This is a genomic window from Parvularculales bacterium, from assembly GCA_036881865.1.
Lineage (GTDB): Bacteria > Pseudomonadota > Alphaproteobacteria > JAPOUT01 > JBAJNM01 > JBAJNM01.
In genome coordinates this window covers 1-18,360 of the sequence record JBAJNM010000036.1, presented here as the reverse complement: position 1 = coordinate 18,360, position 18,360 = coordinate 1, and the positions used below count along the sequence as shown (strand labels likewise).

The 18,360-nt window shown below is 48.0% G+C and carries 17 protein-coding genes; 10 read left to right on the top strand and 7 right to left on the bottom strand.

All coding sequences use genetic code 11. The features are described from left to right. Together V6Z81_08070 and V6Z81_08065 are read right to left on the bottom strand one after the other, a co-directional pair. Positions 1 to 977, bottom strand: a 977-nt coding sequence (locus V6Z81_08070; protein ID MEG9862419.1) for a hypothetical protein, incomplete at its 3' end; no start/stop codon positions are given. An 18-nt stretch (positions 978 to 995) separates the two neighbouring features. Continuing rightward, positions 996 to 2,225 (bottom strand): Druantia anti-phage system protein DruA, encoded by a 1,230-nt coding sequence (locus tag V6Z81_08065; protein ID MEG9862418.1) that lies wholly within the window; start codon positions 2,223 to 2,225, stop codon positions 996 to 998. A gap of 480 nt (positions 2,226 to 2,705) precedes the next feature. On the opposite strand from V6Z81_08065, the gene V6Z81_08060 reads away from it, so the two are divergent. Further along, positions 2,706 to 3,242, top strand: coding sequence for a hypothetical protein (locus V6Z81_08060; GenBank protein MEG9862417.1), 537 nt, complete (start codon positions 2,706 to 2,708; stop codon positions 3,240 to 3,242). 131 nt (positions 3,243 to 3,373) lie between these two features. On the opposite strand, the gene V6Z81_08055 is transcribed toward V6Z81_08060, so the two are convergent. After that, entirely contained in the window at positions 3,374 to 4,090 is a 717-nt protein-coding gene (locus V6Z81_08055; protein ID MEG9862416.1) for a glutathione S-transferase family protein, read from the bottom strand. 235 nt (positions 4,091 to 4,325) lie between these two features. Between V6Z81_08055 and V6Z81_08050 the strand changes: the two genes are divergently transcribed. Genes V6Z81_08050 through V6Z81_08030 form a run of 5 tightly spaced genes read left to right on the top strand, consistent with a single transcriptional unit; the run spans position 4,326 to position 9,956 of the window. Then, entirely contained in the window at positions 4,326 to 5,600 is a 1,275-nt protein-coding gene (locus V6Z81_08050) for an MFS transporter (GenBank protein MEG9862415.1), read from the top strand. Further along, the gene (locus tag V6Z81_08045; protein ID MEG9862414.1) at positions 5,590 to 6,369 is read left to right on the top strand and encodes a hypothetical protein; all 780 of its coding nucleotides are present in this window, start codon (positions 5,590 to 5,592) and stop codon (positions 6,367 to 6,369) included. Before V6Z81_08050 ends, V6Z81_08045 begins: the two co-directional genes overlap by 11 nt. Beyond that, a complete protein-coding gene (locus V6Z81_08040) occupies positions 6,366 to 7,067 on the top strand; it encodes a glutathione S-transferase family protein (GenBank protein ID MEG9862413.1) in 702 nt (233 codons plus the stop codon). The genes V6Z81_08045 and V6Z81_08040 overlap by 4 nt, the downstream gene beginning before the upstream one ends. Positions 7,068 to 7,092: 25 nt before the next feature. Next, positions 7,093 to 8,361, top strand: a complete 1,269-nt coding sequence (locus V6Z81_08035; protein ID MEG9862412.1) for a cytochrome P450 — start codon at positions 7,093 to 7,095, stop codon at positions 8,359 to 8,361. Then, positions 8,358 to 9,956 carry an FAD-dependent monooxygenase gene (locus tag V6Z81_08030; protein MEG9862411.1) on the top strand — a complete coding sequence of 533 codons (1,599 nt, stop codon included), beginning with the start codon at positions 8,358 to 8,360 and terminating at the stop codon, positions 9,954 to 9,956. The genes V6Z81_08035 and V6Z81_08030 overlap by 4 nt, the downstream gene beginning before the upstream one ends. Positions 9,957 to 9,962: 6 nt before the next feature. On the opposite strand, the gene V6Z81_08025 is transcribed toward V6Z81_08030, so the two are convergent. From V6Z81_08025 to V6Z81_08015, 3 genes are all read right to left on the bottom strand, one after another. After that, positions 9,963 to 10,820 (bottom strand): SDR family oxidoreductase, encoded by an 858-nt coding sequence (locus V6Z81_08025; protein ID MEG9862410.1) that lies wholly within the window; start codon positions 10,818 to 10,820, stop codon positions 9,963 to 9,965. Positions 10,821 to 10,862: 42 nt separating this feature from the next. Continuing rightward, the gene (locus V6Z81_08020; protein MEG9862409.1) at positions 10,863 to 12,089 is read right to left on the bottom strand and encodes a cytochrome P450; all 1,227 of its coding nucleotides are present in this window, start codon (positions 12,087 to 12,089) and stop codon (positions 10,863 to 10,865) included. Between the two features lie 100 nt (positions 12,090 to 12,189). Next, entirely contained in the window at positions 12,190 to 13,248 is a 1,059-nt protein-coding gene (locus tag V6Z81_08015) for a nitronate monooxygenase (protein ID MEG9862408.1), read from the bottom strand. 34 nt (positions 13,249 to 13,282) lie between these two features. Between V6Z81_08015 and V6Z81_08010 the strand changes: the two genes are divergently transcribed. Next, a complete protein-coding gene (locus tag V6Z81_08010) occupies positions 13,283 to 14,194 on the top strand; it encodes a CoA ester lyase (GenBank protein ID MEG9862407.1) in 912 nt (303 codons plus the stop codon). A 9-nt stretch (positions 14,195 to 14,203) separates the two neighbouring features. Then, complete coding sequence (locus tag V6Z81_08005; GenBank protein MEG9862406.1) at positions 14,204 to 15,397, top strand: acyl-CoA dehydrogenase family protein; 1,194 nt, start codon at positions 14,204 to 14,206, stop codon at positions 15,395 to 15,397. A gap of 17 nt (positions 15,398 to 15,414) precedes the next feature. Here V6Z81_08005 and V6Z81_08000 read toward each other — a convergent pair whose 3' ends face one another. Continuing rightward, the gene (locus tag V6Z81_08000; GenBank protein MEG9862405.1) at positions 15,415 to 16,752 is read right to left on the bottom strand and encodes an MmgE/PrpD family protein; all 1,338 of its coding nucleotides are present in this window, start codon (positions 16,750 to 16,752) and stop codon (positions 15,415 to 15,417) included. A gap of 146 nt (positions 16,753 to 16,898) precedes the next feature. On the opposite strand from V6Z81_08000, the gene V6Z81_07995 reads away from it, so the two are divergent. Beyond that, the gene (locus V6Z81_07995; protein ID MEG9862404.1) at positions 16,899 to 18,155 is read left to right on the top strand and encodes a CoA transferase; all 1,257 of its coding nucleotides are present in this window, start codon (positions 16,899 to 16,901) and stop codon (positions 18,153 to 18,155) included. After that, the coding region (locus tag V6Z81_07990; protein ID MEG9862403.1) for a hypothetical protein at positions 18,148 to 18,360 on the top strand (213 nt) is incomplete at its 3' end. The genes V6Z81_07995 and V6Z81_07990, both read left to right, overlap by 8 nt.

Genomic DNA, 18,360 nt, shown 5'->3' with positions numbered 1-18,360 from the left:
TCATCATCAATGATGACACGGGCGCATAATAAAAAATCATGTATTTTTTCGTCAATGTCGGCTAGAGCCTTAAAACTTGGAATTTCTATAAATAGGCCCCAGGTGTCATGCACTCGTCTCCGGAGTCTTAACTCTGGGCGTATACTTGGACGATTACTTCGCTCTGTTAGGTCGTCAGATGCATATGAATCACCGGATGTATTTGATGCCTTACTTTTGCTAATATTTTTGAATTCCTCAGTTAAAGCCCTTGAAGTTTCGTTCCTTAAATTGCCTACTGAACTTAATTTTAGATCATTCACTATTCTATTAAGGGTGACATCCAGAAGTTGCTCATCACAGATAATTTTGGATTCCTCTGGACGTAAAATTGCAAATGCTATGCGTCCAACAAGTTCTTCGTTTTTAAAAAATTTTGCTAACCGCTTAGAAACACCATAAGCGTTTTCCGCCATAAACCGACCAATACTCATAGGGTTAAATTCGTTTAAACCCTTAAGGTCGTAACGAAACTTATGCAGCCTTTTAATAAATTGATTTCTCAAAAATAACGGTAAGACAGCGTGAGTTGTTGGTCCTGAAATATTGCAGTAAAATTCAGCCCAGGCACCAGATGGCACAACGCCATTGTAGGTATCTTGAAATCTGTTAAACCATAAAGATATTAATTTTCGATTGCGGTTATGCACATTCCAATTTGGCAGTTTTATTTCAAATGATGGCCAATATTCCTTTCCGTCATATTGATATCCTTGTTCTGTTGCATAGATCACCCAAAGTAACCAATGCTTATCAAGGGGTCTAGAACCCCTTTCCTCAAACTCATTACGTAGTAGGGTTGCAATTTCATTAATAACTGTCTCTGGTAAACCGTGTTCCAAAGCAAATATTTTAAGGTTAGATAACTTACGATGTTCAGCGAGATTCTCGAAATAACCTTCTAGTTTCAGTTGCCATTCATCAAGGTTAGCTGCCATTGCATCAGTCCATTGGTTTTACTTGGCCGACTTGCGAAATCTATCAACATTAGAGTTAATGATATGACTTTTGCAGCCAAACAAGCCGACCAGATCTTTAATAGTCCAATTTTGAAATTCAGGCCGGCGTGCAGCCCGCGGAAGCATCCAACGTTTAATTGCCAGCTCCGCTATTTCATGAGTTGACAGTAACGATTCTAAATTGGGTTTACCCGTTCCTGTTTGCAGAATGTCTATTGCGTTGCTAGCTAAGAAGCTAATGAACACTTCACGCTTGATGCCGTGTCGAAGTAGATCTTGCTTAAATCCAAGTTCAGTAAATGCCTTTCGCGTTGCACGTAAACGCCAGTTTGGCCCCTGTCCATACCTATATGCATTCGCATACTCATGATTTTGCTCACGAAGATAATTACGTAAATCAGAAAATATTTTATCCGGAACATGAAAATGCCCCCAACCACCTGTGTAGCCGACTGATCTTAAATATTGAATTCCATCTAATTTAAGTCGATTGTATACTGAGGATCGGCCCATAGATGATGATGTCGTGACTGCCAGTAGACGCGCTTTTTTGTTTTTACCAGAAATAATTCCTTCAGTATTTCCATATGTCTTTCTGAAATCATCATACAACTCACGACTACGAAGAAGGCAGGCAATCAATTTACCACCTAGTAAAGCGTTATAAGGGGGGACTGCTCCTAGCACATATGCGTCCATGATATTGACAAGTCTCGAGCGACGATCATCTACATCCCATCCTATAAGTTTGTCACGAGCGGAAAGATTAAATACCGGGTCTCCAATTGCCAGCAAACCCATTAGTTTTTCATTGCTCTGATCCCATATGATATATCTAAGCCGCCTACCAAAACCATTTGAAACTGGAACCGACCAGGTAAAAGAGGCAAGTTTGAATAGGTCGCTATACTCTGTACCAGCTGTCACTCTTTGTACGACTGGGGTAATATTACTTGGGTCTATTTCTTGACCGGTTGCAAAATATCTGAGGAGATTGCCGGACTTATTTTCAATAAATGCGCTGCTTTTCTCTAGGCGTTCATTTCGTTGCGTCTGGTGTAATGAGCGGATGGAGTCTTTTCCATCACCTTGTAGAACTAATTCACCCTCGTTGTTTTTCCCTAATCCTTTTTTCTGTAGATGCCGTCGGACTCTACGTTTTAAATTTGCCCTTCGGTTATTCTTTGCTGAACGTTTACCAACTATTGTAATTGATTTTTTGACCATAATAACCTAATAGTCGCATGTTACGGTTGTTTATCATAAACTGTTTCGTAGGTAAATGTTGTTTCATCAGCATCATACAGGAAAGGTATATAAGATTATCCCTACTGTAGGCTCTCGAATTCATGCTTTTGACCAGCCTGTATTAACCAGTTCCTCAGTATCCATCAAACTGGACGTGTTGATGGGGGCAGACTAGGATTACTAACGACTACGGTAGCGGCTCTGATAATATTGTGAGAAGTAGATTATAATCAAGTTTCTTAGGAGTTCGGCATACCTGATTTTAGTAAACAATATCCTCTTTTGTGGGGCAATAAATTGAGTTTTGCCAAACTTGACGCATTGGGCAAGGAATACGAATGTTGATTTGATAATGCGCCGTCTCGTATCTTAAACATCCAACCTTATTTTGTTGTTACTCATAAAGGGATACCTAAGAAACGCAAAAAGAATCGAAAAATAAGTGAGGATCTTATAGCAATGGCGCTATGGAATCTTCATCATCATTGGCAGAATCCGTACGGAGGAAGTTTTCAATTTATTGATTATCAATTTCCTTTGCAGACACAGAATGCGGAAAAGCGTGTTGGTAATGTAGATCTTGTTGGGATTAGCGATAAAGGGAATTTCATACTTACCGAACTCAAATTTAGAAGAAATAATGATAAACCTATTTCTGCACTCCTACAGGTACTACGTTATGCCGCCATCGTAGATGCTAACATGAAGAGGATTGTAAAAGAGGCGAGGAAGAAAAAGGGTGTTGAGCTTGAACAAGCACTGAAAGTTGTACAGATTTTGGCAGACACAAAATGGTGGAAACATCATGATTTTGACTTCACAGTTCCCAGTAAATCACAGGTGCAATTTGGGTCTCTTATTGATTGGATTAAGAAAAATATGGGTATCAGTGTAGAATGTTTAGCTTTCGACAATTTGGAATATCCATTTAGTTTCAATGGTGAAAGGCCAATACTTGACCCTATACCCACCATGGTAGCCGTGCCGTTGCGATGAGTAACATTTTGTCAAACCGCAAGGTGACCCTCCCCCATCAACACGTCCGGTTTGAAAGTTAGTTTATAGTCGGTTTGCAGTGCTACCTCTCATAGAGGACTCATTAAATTGGGGAAGGTCAAGATTTATTGCTACACTCGCGTTCCAGCGTAATATGCGACTTCAAATGAAGGCCGTTCCATAAACCTATGAAGCCAGCCAGCGAAAACGGGTAGATCACTCCAGACATCACCTAACTCCAGATCGACCATACGAACAATTGTGGGAATCAAAACAATGTCGGCGATTGAGAACTGATCTCCCAGAATCCACGGTCGGCCATCTTCCAGAGTAGATGTGACTCGTTGGATGCAGTTTCTTAAACGCTCCATCGACTCATCAATTTTAACTTGCGAAAAACCGGACTGTCCCATCTCTTTATAAAAATGTTTACGAAGTGGCATCTGAGACGTCATCGAGTCAAACACTTGCTCGTCAATTTGTGAGATTTGTGCTTGAAATAATTTATTGAAAGAAGGGAAACGGATTGCGACAGTTGGAACTTCTTCAAAGTACCGCATCCATGCACGCATTTCTGCACGCCTGACAGGGTCCGAGGGGCTCAAAGTTGGAGTTGGATAAACCTCATCGAGATACTCAGCAAACACGGAGGAATCTATGATGGTTTGACTATTATCGACGAGGCTTGGAACAACACCGTTAGGATTGATGGCCAAATACCAGTCACTAAGGTGCTCCAATGCGCCAAATTCTATAACGTGCTCGTTATATTTTAGGTCTTTTTCAGCTAAGACCAAACGAACCTTCTGAGAGCACGTCGATATAGGGTTATGATAGAGTTTGAGCATAAGCAGTCTTTCCAGAAATGAAGAGGTTTAGGGTTCGAGCAAGTCCGAAAGTTTCGGTAATGCGAGAGAAATATCGCTGCGGACCCGGTCAGAGTGCCCACATCGCTTATAGCGCGACCTGAAACCCTCCAGATAAATCAGCAATAGACACTGTGGCATATCACAAATGTAATATTAACAATATTATTGTTTTTCCCAAGAAGATAGTCGGTATTATTTGACCATTAATTAATGGGTGAAAAAGTTTATGACAAACAATCAAGCAGGTACCTTAGCGGAATTTCGTCAGGGTGGTTGGGTTTTATTAGGCTGTTTTTTGGGGATTGTCATTTGCGCGCCTTCAATTGGCGGCTATTTGAGTGGCGTATTCCTGCAGCCATTGGAAGGAGAATTCGGCTGGTCGCGCACTGCAATATCGCTTCAATCGCTATTCAGCATTAGCGTATTTGCGTTTACCGCGCCGCTTGCAGGTCGCATTATTGATAAATTTGGGGTACGATGGATAGCATTTCTTTCTTTTATTCTTTTCGGTATAGCTCAGTATAGTTTGAGCTTTCTGAACGGCTCTCTAGTTCAGTATTATGTTTTGTCTATTATAATTGCCGTAGTTGCCGCTGGTACAACACCAGTCGTTTTTACTAAAATAATTAACGCCTGGTTTGATAAGGCGCGCGGGCTGGCTTTGGGTATCTCACTTCTGGGAGCAGGCTTAACAGCAACAATTGGCCCGATATTGCTGACAGGCTATGTTGATGAAAATGGCTGGCGCGCTGGCTATCAATTACTTGCCTATGCGGTTGTTCTTGGCACAGTCATTGTAGTCCTATTGATTAGGGATTTTCCTGTCACTGTCGGCGGTGATGGTCAGCAAGAGAAAGATTCTGGCTCAAATCAAAAATCTGGCATGAATTGGCGGAAAGCCATCGCCAGCAGGTCATTCATACTTATCGGCGCTGCTTTCATCATGATTTCGCTATCAGTTGGCGGCTTACTTCTGCATTTCATTCCGATGATGACAGAATATGGCATGACCCGACCCGAGGCTGCTCAGGCAGCTTCCTTGGTCGGGCTTGCGGTTCTGATCGGACGCATAGGAACTGGCATTCTCATTGACCGCTATTTTGCTCCGCGCGTTGCTCTCATCATGGTTTTGTGCGCTGCTGTCGGTTATCTTGCCCTATTGCTGGGTGGCGTCCAGTTTGCCTTTATAACAGCTTTGGCTGTGGGCTTTACGGTGGGAGCGGAAATTGATCTCATCGGTTATTTGGCCGCCCGGTATTTTGGTTTGAAAAACTACGGAGTCATTTATGGTATATTATATGGCATTACTGTATTCGGCGTTGGGATTGCGCCACTGTTCACCGGTCTAGCATTTGATATCTTTGGAAGTTACAATCCGGCTATTCTTATTTCGGCTGTAGGGTTGGTGATAGCCGCATTGTTGTTTACCCGAATGCCCCCCTTTCCATCCAATTTTGATGAGACTGAGGCTGTTACCAATGCAAATTGACTGGTGGGAAACAAAAGCACCCGACGGTGAGCACGTTCAGGAATTCAGAATAAACCGATCCGGCAAAAGAGATATTACGGGCGCTGTTTGGCTACCCGAAACCGCACTCAAGGATACGCTGATTTGCTTTGGTCACGGTGCTTCCGGAGACCGGTTTCAGGTTCCTATTTGCTCTATGGCATCTCATTTTGCCAAGCATGGTTACCCGGTTTTGTCGCTTGATGGGCCAGTTCATGGGCTACGGCAAGTTGATGACGGTGGGTTAGCTGCTTTTATTCCTGAATTTTTGCGCCACGAGGCGGTCAATGAGATGGTTGAAGAATGGCATGTGGGCATTGATGTCGTGCGCAAGGAATTAAAAGGCGGGAGAGCGGGTCTTGCCTATTTCGGCCTGTCTATGGGGACACTTTTGGGCACGCAAATGCTGGCGGAACGTGATGACCTTCGTGTCGCTGTTTTGGGACTGGCCGGTTTATCGGCCAAACTGCCACATGGCCCAGCGTTACTTGAATCTGCGGAAAGGGTTCATGCACCCCTTCTGTTTGTTATGCAATTGGAAGATGAAATGATTGACCGCGATCATGCGCTGGCGTTGTTTGACAGTTTTGGTTCATCCAACAAACGTCTTCATGCCAATCCTGGCCTACATGCAAACATTACACAGGAAGAGGTGGATTTTGCCTTGGACTTCATGCGGACGTATGTTGAGAAAAACAAAAAAACACCTGATGCCATTCAGATTGCTAACTATGAAGGAGCAACATCATGATTACACTCTATCAGTTCAAAACATCACCATTCACAGAGAAGGTGCGACGCGCTATGAATTTCAAGGGTATCCAATTTGATGCTATTGAGGTTGAACGCGCAAAAGCATCTGAGGGAAAATATAAGGATGTTTCTCCGACCGGGAAGTTTCCCTGCATAAAAGATGACGAGCAGGCCATTTGGGATAGCACGGACATCCTCCACCACATTGAGGGTAAGTATTCCAATAAACCGCTCATTCCGACAGATCCGCACGAGGCTGCAATGGCACATGTGATTGAGGATTGGGCTGATGAAAGTCTGTATTTTTATGAAATGACTATGCGCCTTTCCTGGGAGCACAATCTCGTTAACGCATTGGATGAATTTTCCGAGACCTTACCTGGTGTTCCGAAAGAACAGTTGAAGGAATTAGTTCTTGCTGGGGTCGGACAAATCGTACAGGCACAGGGTTTGGGGCGTAAGCCGCAGGCACAGGTTGTCGAAGATGCTGAGCGCCACATTAAAGCGCTGGATGCCATGCTGGACGGCCGCGACTGGCTGGTTGGTGATGCGCTTTCCTATGCCGATTTGGCGGTCATATCACAAATCAATGCCATGCTATATGCCCAAGAGGCCGAAGTCGCATTGAAGAAAACTAAAAACGTTAAGCCATGGATGACGAGAGTAGATGCCATTGCCCCACGGGGGGAGTATTAAACCATGAGTGAAGGAGGTTTGAGTTATGAGTGAGCTAGCATTTGAAACCAATTTGGCTGATCCGGATTTGATACCTGAGCAAAAAGGCCCTCCACTTGAACTGTTCAGACAATGGCGGGAGCAAGATCCAGTACACTGGAATCCGCCGCCGGAAAATTACGTACCCGCTATGCCCGGGGCTAGCATGAAAAACGGTTTTTGGGTTCTGACCAGCTATCAGGACGTCTATGATGTATCGCGAGACCAAGGACTGTTTTCCTCGCATACGGGCGGGCCGATCATCTGGGATTGGGAGCCAGAGCAGCTTCTCCTACAGCAAGCAAGCATGATGGGTATGGAGCCCGACCAGCATACAGCCATGAAACGTTTGGTGATGCCGCCATTTGGTGCAAAGCAATTGGGGTTGTTTGAACCGGAAATCAAAGCAGTTGCACAACAAATTATTGATGACATTGCCACGCAAGGGCAATGCGAGTTTGTTTTTGATGTTGCCTCGCGGCTCCCTGTTTACACATTCTGTAAAATAATGGGTATCCCCGATGAAATGCGCGAGCGGGTTTTTCGACTTGGCAATGCTGTCGCCGATACGGAAAACCCCAAGGGTTTTGATCAAGACAGTGAAGAGGCCACGGCGGCTTTTCAGCTTTTTGCTCTGTGCGAAGAACTGTGCGAAGTAAAAAAGCAGAAGCCAGACGGGTCAGTCCTCAGTATATTGCTTCATGAAGAAGTTAATGGTGAAAAGCTGGAGCAGGGCCAAATCAATATGTTCTTTGTCGTTGTCGCAATTGCCGGCCACGAAACAACCCGCGGTTCAGCAGTTCACTTCATTAGGCTGATGAACGAACATCCCGATCAGTATGAAATGATCAAAAGTGACCCGGAAAAATATCTGCCAAACGCCATCGAAGAAGTACTTCGCTTTGCCCCACCGGTGATTAAATTCCGCCGGACGGCGACTCAGGATACGGAAATTAACGGTCAGAAAATCAAAAAGGGCGATAAAATCTATCTCTCCTATCCTGCGGCCAATCGCGACCCTGCGGTGTTTGACGATCCGGACCGGTTTGACATTCTACGTCCCAATGCAAATAAGCATTTATCCTTCGGCACGGGCCCGCATGTCTGTCTTGGTGCAAGGTTAGCTCATATGCAGCTAAAGACGTTGTTGATGGAGATTATGGCCCGTATTCCGGATATAAAACCCAACGGAAAAATTAATAACCCGCTACGGTCTATCTGGTTCCATACAATAATGAACATGCCTGTCAGTTTCACCCCAGAAGCCAAGGGATGATTTCAATACCGGTCTGTATAATTGGTTGCGGGCCAATTGGCCTTTCATGCGCACTTCTATTGGCGCAACATGGCATCAAAACATTGATTCTCGAGAGGCGCAGCGAGTTGAACCCGCATCCACGGTCGCGCTTTGTTGATGTGAATACAATGGAAATGATGCGCAGTTTCGGCATTGAAAAAGAGGTTGAGCAAACTGGCCTCGGACCCGACTGGACCGCTTTCAATCGCTGGAGCGTCTCGCTTCTCAATAGGGAATGTACGTCTATTGCCAGCCCCTCTTTTCATACCGTGCCGAATGCGGTTAGCCCCTGCCTTCCGGTCATGACTTGTCAGGATTATGTGGAAGTTGAGCTTTTAAAACTAGTGCGCCAAAAAGAGATAATTGACTGTCGCTTTGAAACAGAAGCTTTGAACATAAAACAAGGAGATGAAGAGGTAACTCTTACCATTCGCAATGTGAAATCAGGCGAAGAAGAATTGGTTGAAGCTGCATATCTGATTGGGGCTGATGGGCCACACAGCAAAACCCGCGATATTATCGGCAGTGAATTGGAAAAAAAACCGATGGCCATGTATTCGCAGGATGTTATTTTCCAGGCGGATTTGTCGAGTCAGGTCGGCGAGCGTAAGGGGGGATTGCTCTATTGTGCCACCCCGCAAGGGGTTCTGGCATTCCAGCCGCTTGACGGTGTGCGTCGGTGGCGTTGCCAAATCTTTAAACCGCATGAGAACGACCTAAGCAAAGCTGAAATTTTATCCCGCATCAGGCTGGCGGTCGGGGATGAAAATGTTGAGATTGATATTACCAGCATCGGGCATTGGCAGCCGACGCCAGGCTGCACGACAAAATTCAGAGAGGGGCGGATTTTTCTGGCTGGTGACGCCGCCCATGTATCCCTGCCGACAGGCGGTATGGGAAATAATATAGGCTTTGCCGGCGCGCGCAATTTGGCATGGAAACTGGCCTATGTACTACGCGGGCAGGCCAAGGTCGATATTCTTGATACATACGAAGAGGAGATGAAGCCGGCCGCGCTCAAACGCATTGCCCACGGGGTAGACACCACTGAGGGTATGCGTGGGCTTATAGGGGCAATATTGACCGGCGAGGATACAAGTGAAGGTAAAATGGCAACACGCCGATATGCAGATTATGACAATATTATTTTAGGACACGAAATTCTGTCGGATCTGGTCGCACCCGAGAGCAAAGACCCTCCCAGTGTCGAAGATGCGGTTTCAGATTTCATACCGGCGGTTAGAAATGGACGGCGTGTGCCTCATATCTGGCTTGACGATGAAAAACAAAAATCAGTGCATGACTGGTTTTCTGATAGATATGTTCTTATCACAGGAAGAAGCGTAATTATTGAGCGTTGGCAAGATTGTGTCGATAAGCTTGAGAAAATTTTTCCGATTGCCCTACGCATTTTGCCAAAAACAGACGACTCGGGAGTTTATATGGATGACGAACTGGTTCTGGTTCGACCAGATGGTGCCATAGTTGATCATTGGCGGGCGCAGGATATTGAGGCGAACGCCGAATGGGAGAGATTGATAAAATTTCTTCCAATGAAGAACAGTGCTGCCTGAAAATTTTCAACTCAATTCGTCCAATACCTCCGCAACGACTGTATTCACATCATAGCGCTTAGCATGATCGGTCATTGGCGCCTGATCATCAAACGCCTGCTTTATCTCGTTGAAGCGTTTTTCAGCCGCAGCAAACGCCGTCGGATGGGTCACAATATAAAAGGCACCCTTTTCCGTGCCGTTAACGGCCGCCCGCGCCACAATATCCGGCGCCATGCCTTTACTCATAATGGCGGCTCCAAAAGCCTTCATTTCTTCAGGGGCTGGCGGAAGAACGCCGAAGCGACCGGCATCATATATATTTGTTTCAACCAGACCGGGGCAAAAAACCGAAATACCAATATTTTCCGGCAACTCCGCACGCATGACTTCGGCCAGTCCTAGAACCGCATGTTTGGACGCCGTATAAAATCCGGCTCCTGCGTGTTGCAGACCAAGCGAATGCTCGGAGGCAGTGATGGTGAGGTGGCCGGTGCGTTCGGCTGCAATCATTTTGTTAATGAACGCTTTGCCGGTTGCCCAAACGCCGCGTACATTGACATTCATAAGCCAGTCAAAGGCAACGGCTTCGGCCTGCAATAAGGGCGCATTGGAGCTAACGCCGGCATTGGCAAAGACAAAATCAATCCCGCCGGTTGCTTCCCACGCCTGATCGGCCAAAGATTCTACAGAAGCAATATCCGCAGCGTCAAAATGCATGGCAAGAGCGTTCTCTCCCAATTCTTCTGCCGCATTTTTTGCTCCCTCTGCATCCCAATCGGCAATGACGACTTTGCAATCACGTGCTGTAAGTTCGCGGGCTATAGCCAGACCAATACCGCTGGCACCACCGGTCACAATGGCGGATTTATTTGTTACTTTCATGGCTTCTCTCCTTTGATGGCGCGTTCTTGGCGAGCCTGTGGGTCATTCGGCGGTAAAGCGTACCGGCATATCGATGATAGCGTTGAACCAGATAGACCGCATGTAACGCATCTCACCGACCGGTTTAATATCTGGCAAGCGGGTCAGCAGGCAGTGCAACATCGATTGCAATTGCATTAGTGCCAACCGCGCCCCGACACAGACATGCGGGCCGGTGCCGAAGGATAAATGTTGGTCAGCATTGGGACGTAGAATGTCAAACCGGTCCGGATCGTCAAACACCGCAGGGTCGCGATTGGCCGCCGGATAGGAGAGATATATTTTATCGCCCTGTTTGACATCTGTATCGCCAATCCGTGTGTCCTGCGTTGCCGTACGGCGGAATTTGATAACTGGCGGCGAATGGCGCAGCACTTCATGAATGGCGTTTGGCAATCGCCCTTTAAGATCTTCCATCAAGATGGCCCGCTGGTCGGGATGTTCGTGCATGAGGCGGAGAAAATGACCCAGAGTCGAGCGGGTGGTTTCATGACCAGCAATTGACATGGTGACAAAGAACATTTGCACCTGCAACGTGTTCAGTTTTTCACCATCGACTTCACCATGCAAAAGACGGCTCATTATAGTCTCGTCAGGGGTATCTTGTTTTTCGGCGCAAACCTTCATTGCCAGTTCAAACAGGCCTTCGTTCGGATTATGCTCAGGTTTGCGGTTTTCAATATCGGCCAGCTCGTTGCCTAGCTTGAAAACTTTTTTGCGGTCTTCCGGTGCAATGCCCATCAACTCACAAAATGTATAGACGGGCAGTTTGGAAGCAACATCAAAAACAAATTCGCACTGCCCGAGACTGGCAACATCATCAACAATCGCTGCCGCGGCTGCGGTGATTTTATCGCTAAAGGCGGCAAGTGCTTTTGGCGCAAAAGGAGGCATGATTAGCCGTTTGGTCTGGCTGTGTTCATGTATAGGCATACCCATCAATCCGGCCTGTTGTATGGCAAGTTGTTCGGGGTTTAAATCCCAGATAACAGGCCCGCCCGTGTGCGAGGAAAACCGCTCCTGGTCTCGCGATACGTCATAGACGTCCTGATAGCGGGTCAACACCCAGAAACCCTTATCCAGCGCTCCCCCTACCAGCTCGGTGGTGTAGTCTGGATTGGGAGGGTTCCAGTGTACCGGATCATCGGTTCGCCAATCGGCAAACCAATCGTGCGGCAGTCCCTTATTCTGGGCAATCAATTTGGCATTAATGAGATTTTTTTCCTGCATTATTTATCTCTCCTTTTTTTCCTAGCGCAACGGGTAGCAGAATCCAAATCATATTCTGTAATATAATTTATACGTGATATAGGCATCTTACATGAGAACCTTAAGCCAGCATGGCTGTTTTGGCGGTGTCGTATTCGCTTTTTAGGTGAGCACATAAATCCACCGCACTTTCGATTCGCTTAACCATACCTACACCATGACCGGCCGATAACACTTTTGAATAGCGCTCAGCCACCTTGCCCGATGGCATAACCTCACCCGGAATGGTGGTTGCCAGTTCTTCTAAATCCACTCCAGCTTCGATGAGAGACGGTGTCACCCAATTGGCCGGCGCCCCGTCCAAAGCCGCTGAAAAGAAAATATCTTTTGAGGTGCATTCAATCAGCGTTTGCGCATAGCGGGTATCCGCCATACTTTCATTGCAGGCGATAAAGCGCGTACCCATATAGACATAAGTTGCTCCCATGGCTTGTGCGGCCAAAATGTCCTGACCGGTACTCATCCCGCCTGCTAGGATAATCGGCTTATCGGTCACCTCACGAATCTCATTGACCAGTGCGAACGGGTTGATCGTTCCACAATGACCACCGGCCCCGCCGCATACGGCAATCAAGGCATCAGCGCCGGCCTCAACCGCTTTTTCAGAGTGGCGTGCTGAGGAAACGTCGTGAAATGCCAACCCGCCCCAATCATGGATGCGCGAAAACGTATCTTTGGGCGCTCCTTTCGAGGTCAGTACAATCGGCACTTTATAGCGTTCGCATAATTCTAAATCGCCCGGCATACGCTCATTGGTCGGATGCACTACCAGATTGACTGCGTAAGGCGGTGGATTATCCAGTTCGGCAAGACCGGCCTGCATGTCATCCAGCCAATCCTTGAATATCTCGCGCGTGCGCGTAGCATGCGCAGGGAAACTGCCGATAACACCTTGTGAGGCGGCAGCTAGAGTAAGTGATGGATTAGACACCAGAAACATCGGCGCCACGATAAGGGGCAGTTTTATGCGCCCGTCAAATGTTGGGTCAAAATTCACTGTCACCTCCGTCATTTCAATAGAGTCATAATTTAACCAAAAATGCCCGAAAATAGACAACACTGCTATATCGGATATGTGATAAAGAGCTTTCATCATATTGGCGATAGTGTCACCGCGCATTATTGTTAGACTGCTTGAATAAAAGGAGGTTGATATGAGCCAAAAACTTATGCGTCTGCGCCGTTCACAACTGGCCGTTCCGGGAGTCAGTGAAAAAATGCTGACCAAAGCGGCGGCGTCTGCTGCCGACCACGTGTTTTGTGATCTGGAAGACGCTGTGGCCCCATCGGCCAAGCCTGGCGCACGTGACACGATTGCCGAGGCGCTGAACAATCTCGATTGGGGCAAGACGGTACGCTGTGTGCGGGTCAATGATGTGGGTACTGAATGGTGTTATGAGGATATCATCACCGTTGTCGAAAAGGCCGGCAAAAACCTTGACACGATTATGCTGCCCAAGCCGATGAACGCCTCGGATGTGCAATTTGCCGATAAACTGTTGAGCCAGCTGGAAATGAAGCTGGGATTGGAACGCCGTATCGGTTTGGAAGTTTTGATTGAAGAAGTTGAGGCCATGCAAAATGTGGTAGAGATTGCCAATAGCTGTGAAAGACTGGAATGTATGATTTTCGGCATGGGTGATTATGCCGCCAGTCAGGGTCTGGCGGTCAAAAATATTGGCCGCACAGATGGTTATCCCGGTGATATTTTCCACTATCCGCGTTATCACATGACCATTGCCGCACGCGCTGTCGGTATTGATGCGGTGGACGGGCCGTTTGCCGATTTCAAAAATGACAAAGCCTATAGGGTCGAATGCCTGCGCGCTTTAACGCTGGGAATGGTTGGCAAATGGGCTATTCATCCGGCACAAATTGAACCGGCACTGGAGGTGTTTTCGCCAAGCCAGTCTGATGTCGACTTCGCCCGCGAAATTATTGATGTTTATGAAAAAGCTGCCGCCGAAGGTCTGGGATCGGTGGGTCATAAAGGTGTCATGGTGGACGCCGCATCTGCGCGGCTGTTTCAGAACACCGTCAATCGTGCCAATTTGATTGGCATGTAGGAGGAAAATATGTCAGCAGCTGAAATGATCGAAAAGGCGCAAAACGCATCAGGTTATTGGAGCGAAGAGCGGATTTTAATCCGTGATACTGCGCGCGTGTTCACGATAAATGAAGTGCTGCCGGTGGCCAATAAGCTGGATCCGGAAAAAGGCGATATTCCTGACGACCTTATCGATAAGATGGGTGAAATGGGATACTTCGGTATTACAATTCCCGAAGAAAAAGGCGGCTTGGGTCTTGGCTGTTTCGAATATTGCGTGGTTGCAGAACAATTGGCGCGCGGCTGGATGAGCGTTGCCTCCATCATTGCCCGCGGCAATGGTTTCTACCGCTCTATTCCGGCTGCGACTGAAGAAGAACGGGCCGAAAAAACTGCGCTGATGGCGCAAGGTAAATATCTTGGCGCTTTCTCCATGTCAGAACCCAATGCCGGTTCAGATATCGCTTCCATTACCTGCCGCGCCGTCGATGATGGCGACCATTGGTTGATCACAGGCAATAAATACTGGTGCACATTTGCCGACCGTGCTGATTTCATTCATGTCATTTGCCGCACCGAGACCGATCCGGACGCACCGCGATGGGCCGGTCTGACAGCGGTGGCGTTCGAAAAACCGCGCGGTGAATTTCCCGAGGGTTGCTCCGGCGCACCGATCCCGAAAATAGGCTATCACGGCTGGCGCACTTATGAACTAGCTTTTGACAATGCCCGTACGCCGAAATATGCCGCTGTCGGCAGAAAGGGCAATGCGTTCAAAGCGGTTGCCTCAGGTCTTGAAGCAGCGCGAGCCCATACGGCGGCGCGTTCCATCGGTCTGGCGCAGGGTGCGCTAGAAGATGCCATGGCTTACGCCAAAGAGCGTGAACAATTCGGCCGTGCCATTGAAAAATTTCAGTCCATCCGCTTCAAAATCGCCACTATGGCGACCGAAGTCGAAGCGGCGCGCCAACTGCTTTATTTCGTCTGTAATGAGATAGATAGTGGGCGGCGCTGTGATACTGAAGCGGCCATGGTCAAATATTTTGCTGCCGAAATGGCCGAGCGGGTGACTTCGGAAGCTCTGCAAATTCTGGGTGGGGCCGGGTACACCACTTTGCATGCGGTGGAACGCTATTGGCGTGATGCGCGGCTGACCAAAATATTTGAAGGTAGTTCGGAAATCCAGCAGCGCATAATTTCCGATAATCTACTCGGCAAATAGCGCAGATTACCGATACCCTAAACAGGCACCGCTGACTGCATCAGATGATGTACATGCGGTGCTTGCGGTAAATCCAGAACCGCCCGTTTCAACTCATCGGCTGCCTCTCCCAACACGGGTCTTGCCAATGCGTCATATTTGGCTTCCAACCGGTTTTGTTGATCTTCAAGATTGTCATTCGGGTGGCCCATATGGCGATAAAATTCTACCGTTTCGTCCTTGGTCTTAATCACAAGCTTGGCGCTCATAATTCCCGTTTCATCTTCAAACCCACTAATAACGCTCATTTTTTCGCGTAAAGCAGTAAGTTTTGGATCCGCTGCCTTGGCGGCAGAATAATTTTCGAGACTTGCTGTGTCCACACCGGCAAGCGCCATGGCCACAGTTTGGTGCAGGCTGAACTTGCATTCCAGCGGCGAGGTAGGCGCTTCAATATCACACATGCCGATGGTAGCTGTGCCGACATGAATTTCAATGCTTTCAACGTCGTCCACATTATGGGCCGCCATAAAATCGCGTGCCGCTTCAATCGGCGCATGGGTGCCGTAACAGGCGGCGTGATATTTGAACAATGTGCCACGAATTTGCGTACCGAATTTATCCAGTCGAATATCTTTATCCGGCTCATTGCCGGCCAGCACATGACCGGCGCCCTGTTTCACTTCCAATCCGTTTTCAATGCTGTCAAAGCCGCGCGCAATCAGACGCGCCGCCAGAAGGCCATCAGCCGCTGCACGTCCGGCATGCATGGGCTTACCCATTGAACCAAACAAAGCCTTCAGGCCCGAGGCCTGTGTGGCGGCCAGCGACAAAGCGCGGGCTGTTTGCTTGGCATCAAGTCCCAGAAGCAGGGAAGCGGCAGCGGCAGCGCCAAATGTACCGATCGTGCCGGTAGCGTGATAGCCACGCGCATAATGTTGTTCGCCAAAATATCTGCCCAGCGCACATTCGGCTTCATAACCGGCGAGGAAAGCCCTCACCGCCATATCGCCGCTAGCGTCCATTTCGGTGGCCAGCGCCAGAACGGTCGGTGCTACCGGCACGGTAGCGTGGCCCATCGAGGCCGGAATGGCGTCGTCATAATCCAGTGCGTGACCGATGGTTCCGTTAATCATCGCCGCATCAATTAAATCGGCTTTCTCTCGCCGCCCGACTAGCGAATGGCTACCTTTATTGTCACCTTTGGCACCTGCCAGTTCACCGGCCATGATATCGGCGACCGGTTCCTGGGCCCCCTGTAGTGCCACACCAAACCAGTCAAGCAGACATTGTTTGGCAACGGTTTCGGCTTCCGCGTCCAACTCGTCGCTACGCAAAGCAACGATTTTATCAGCAAGTTGATATGTAGCAGACATGAAACTTCGCTCCCTTTCTATGACTAGACTGCCAAAAAACAGTTACGCTTGAAACCCCCGACATTGGACATATCATGTCTGTGATGAAGCAACCCTGCCTCTTGCACGTTGGGCGGCTTTGCCATTTCATAGGTTTGGGAGTTGGTATGAAAGACAGAAAACCATTCGGCGCTTTGCGTGACATTCGGGTGATTGACCTGACCCAGGCTCTGGCTGGGCCATTCGGTACCATGATATTGGCTGACCATGGTGCTGACGTCATCAAAATTGAAAGTCTTTCCGGCGATTTGAGTCGCACTGCCGGACCATATTTCGCCGATGACACACAAAAAACCCATAGCGGCTATTTTCAAAGCGTCAATCGCAATAAGCGGTCAGTTGCACTCAATTTGAAGTCGGAAGAAGGCCGAGCGGCACTAATCGGGCTTATTCGCAACGCTGATGTTCTGGCCGAAAATTTCCGTCATGGGGTGATGGATAAGCTGGGTCTCGCCTATGAGACGTTGCGTGAAGAAAACCCTAAGCTTGTCTATGCCTGTCTGCGCGGCTTTGGCGATGCACGCACCGGTAGTTCCGAATATATTGACTGGCCGGCCTTCGATGTAGTGGCGCAGGCTATGGGTGGGGTGATGTCCATCACCGGTCCCGATGGTGAGACGCCTACCAAGGTCGGACCGGGGATTGGTGATATTGCGCCAGGCATGTTCATGGCATTTGGCATATTGGCGGCGGTACACCACGCCCGCAATACCGGACAAGGTCAGTTTGTCGATGTGTCAATGGTGGATGGCGTTTTGTCTGTATCCGAGCGCATGGTCTATCAGCATTTCATTGCCGAGAAAACGCCGCGGCCCGAAGGGAATCATCACCCGTTTATTGCTCCGTTCGGTATGTTTCCGACCAAGGATGGTTTTGTAACCATTGCCGCCCCGCAGGATAATTTTTATGAGACCCTGTGCCGTGAATTGGATGCGCCACAATTGCTGGTAGATGCCGAGAAAGTTAAAATCAGTTGGCGCATGGGCAACACATCAGAAGTAATTGCGGGCATCAGCGCTGTCACGAAAAATTTTACCAAGGACGAAATCAAGCAGCGCATTGGTGGCAAAGTACCGATGGGACCAGTGATGGATATGGCCGATATTGCTCAAGATCCATATTTCGCCGCGCGCGATATGCTACCGGAAATTGACGTACCGGGCAGCGCCCATAAAGCGCCGGTCGCCGGTACGCCGGTAAAAATGACTGAAACGCCCGGCGGGGTTCACCATCGCGGTCCCTATATTGGCGAGCATACATGCGATGTTTTGCGGGAAGCCGGTTTTGATGAAACCCAAATTAATGATTTACTAAAGGCCGGTTTTGCCAGACAGCACCAGAATGAAGGAGAGAAGCATGTTTAATACTCTGACTCAGTCTCATGAAAACAATCCGACCATTGCATGGTCAATGCAATTTCAGAGATTGAAAATAGGGTTGGATGTAACCGATGGAGACAAACAAACCCTGCATATTGGACCGACAGATATTAGCTTGACGGACGGGATTGACTCGGACCGAGATTTTTCTCTGATTGCCGATAAGGCAACGTGGGAAAATTATATGTCC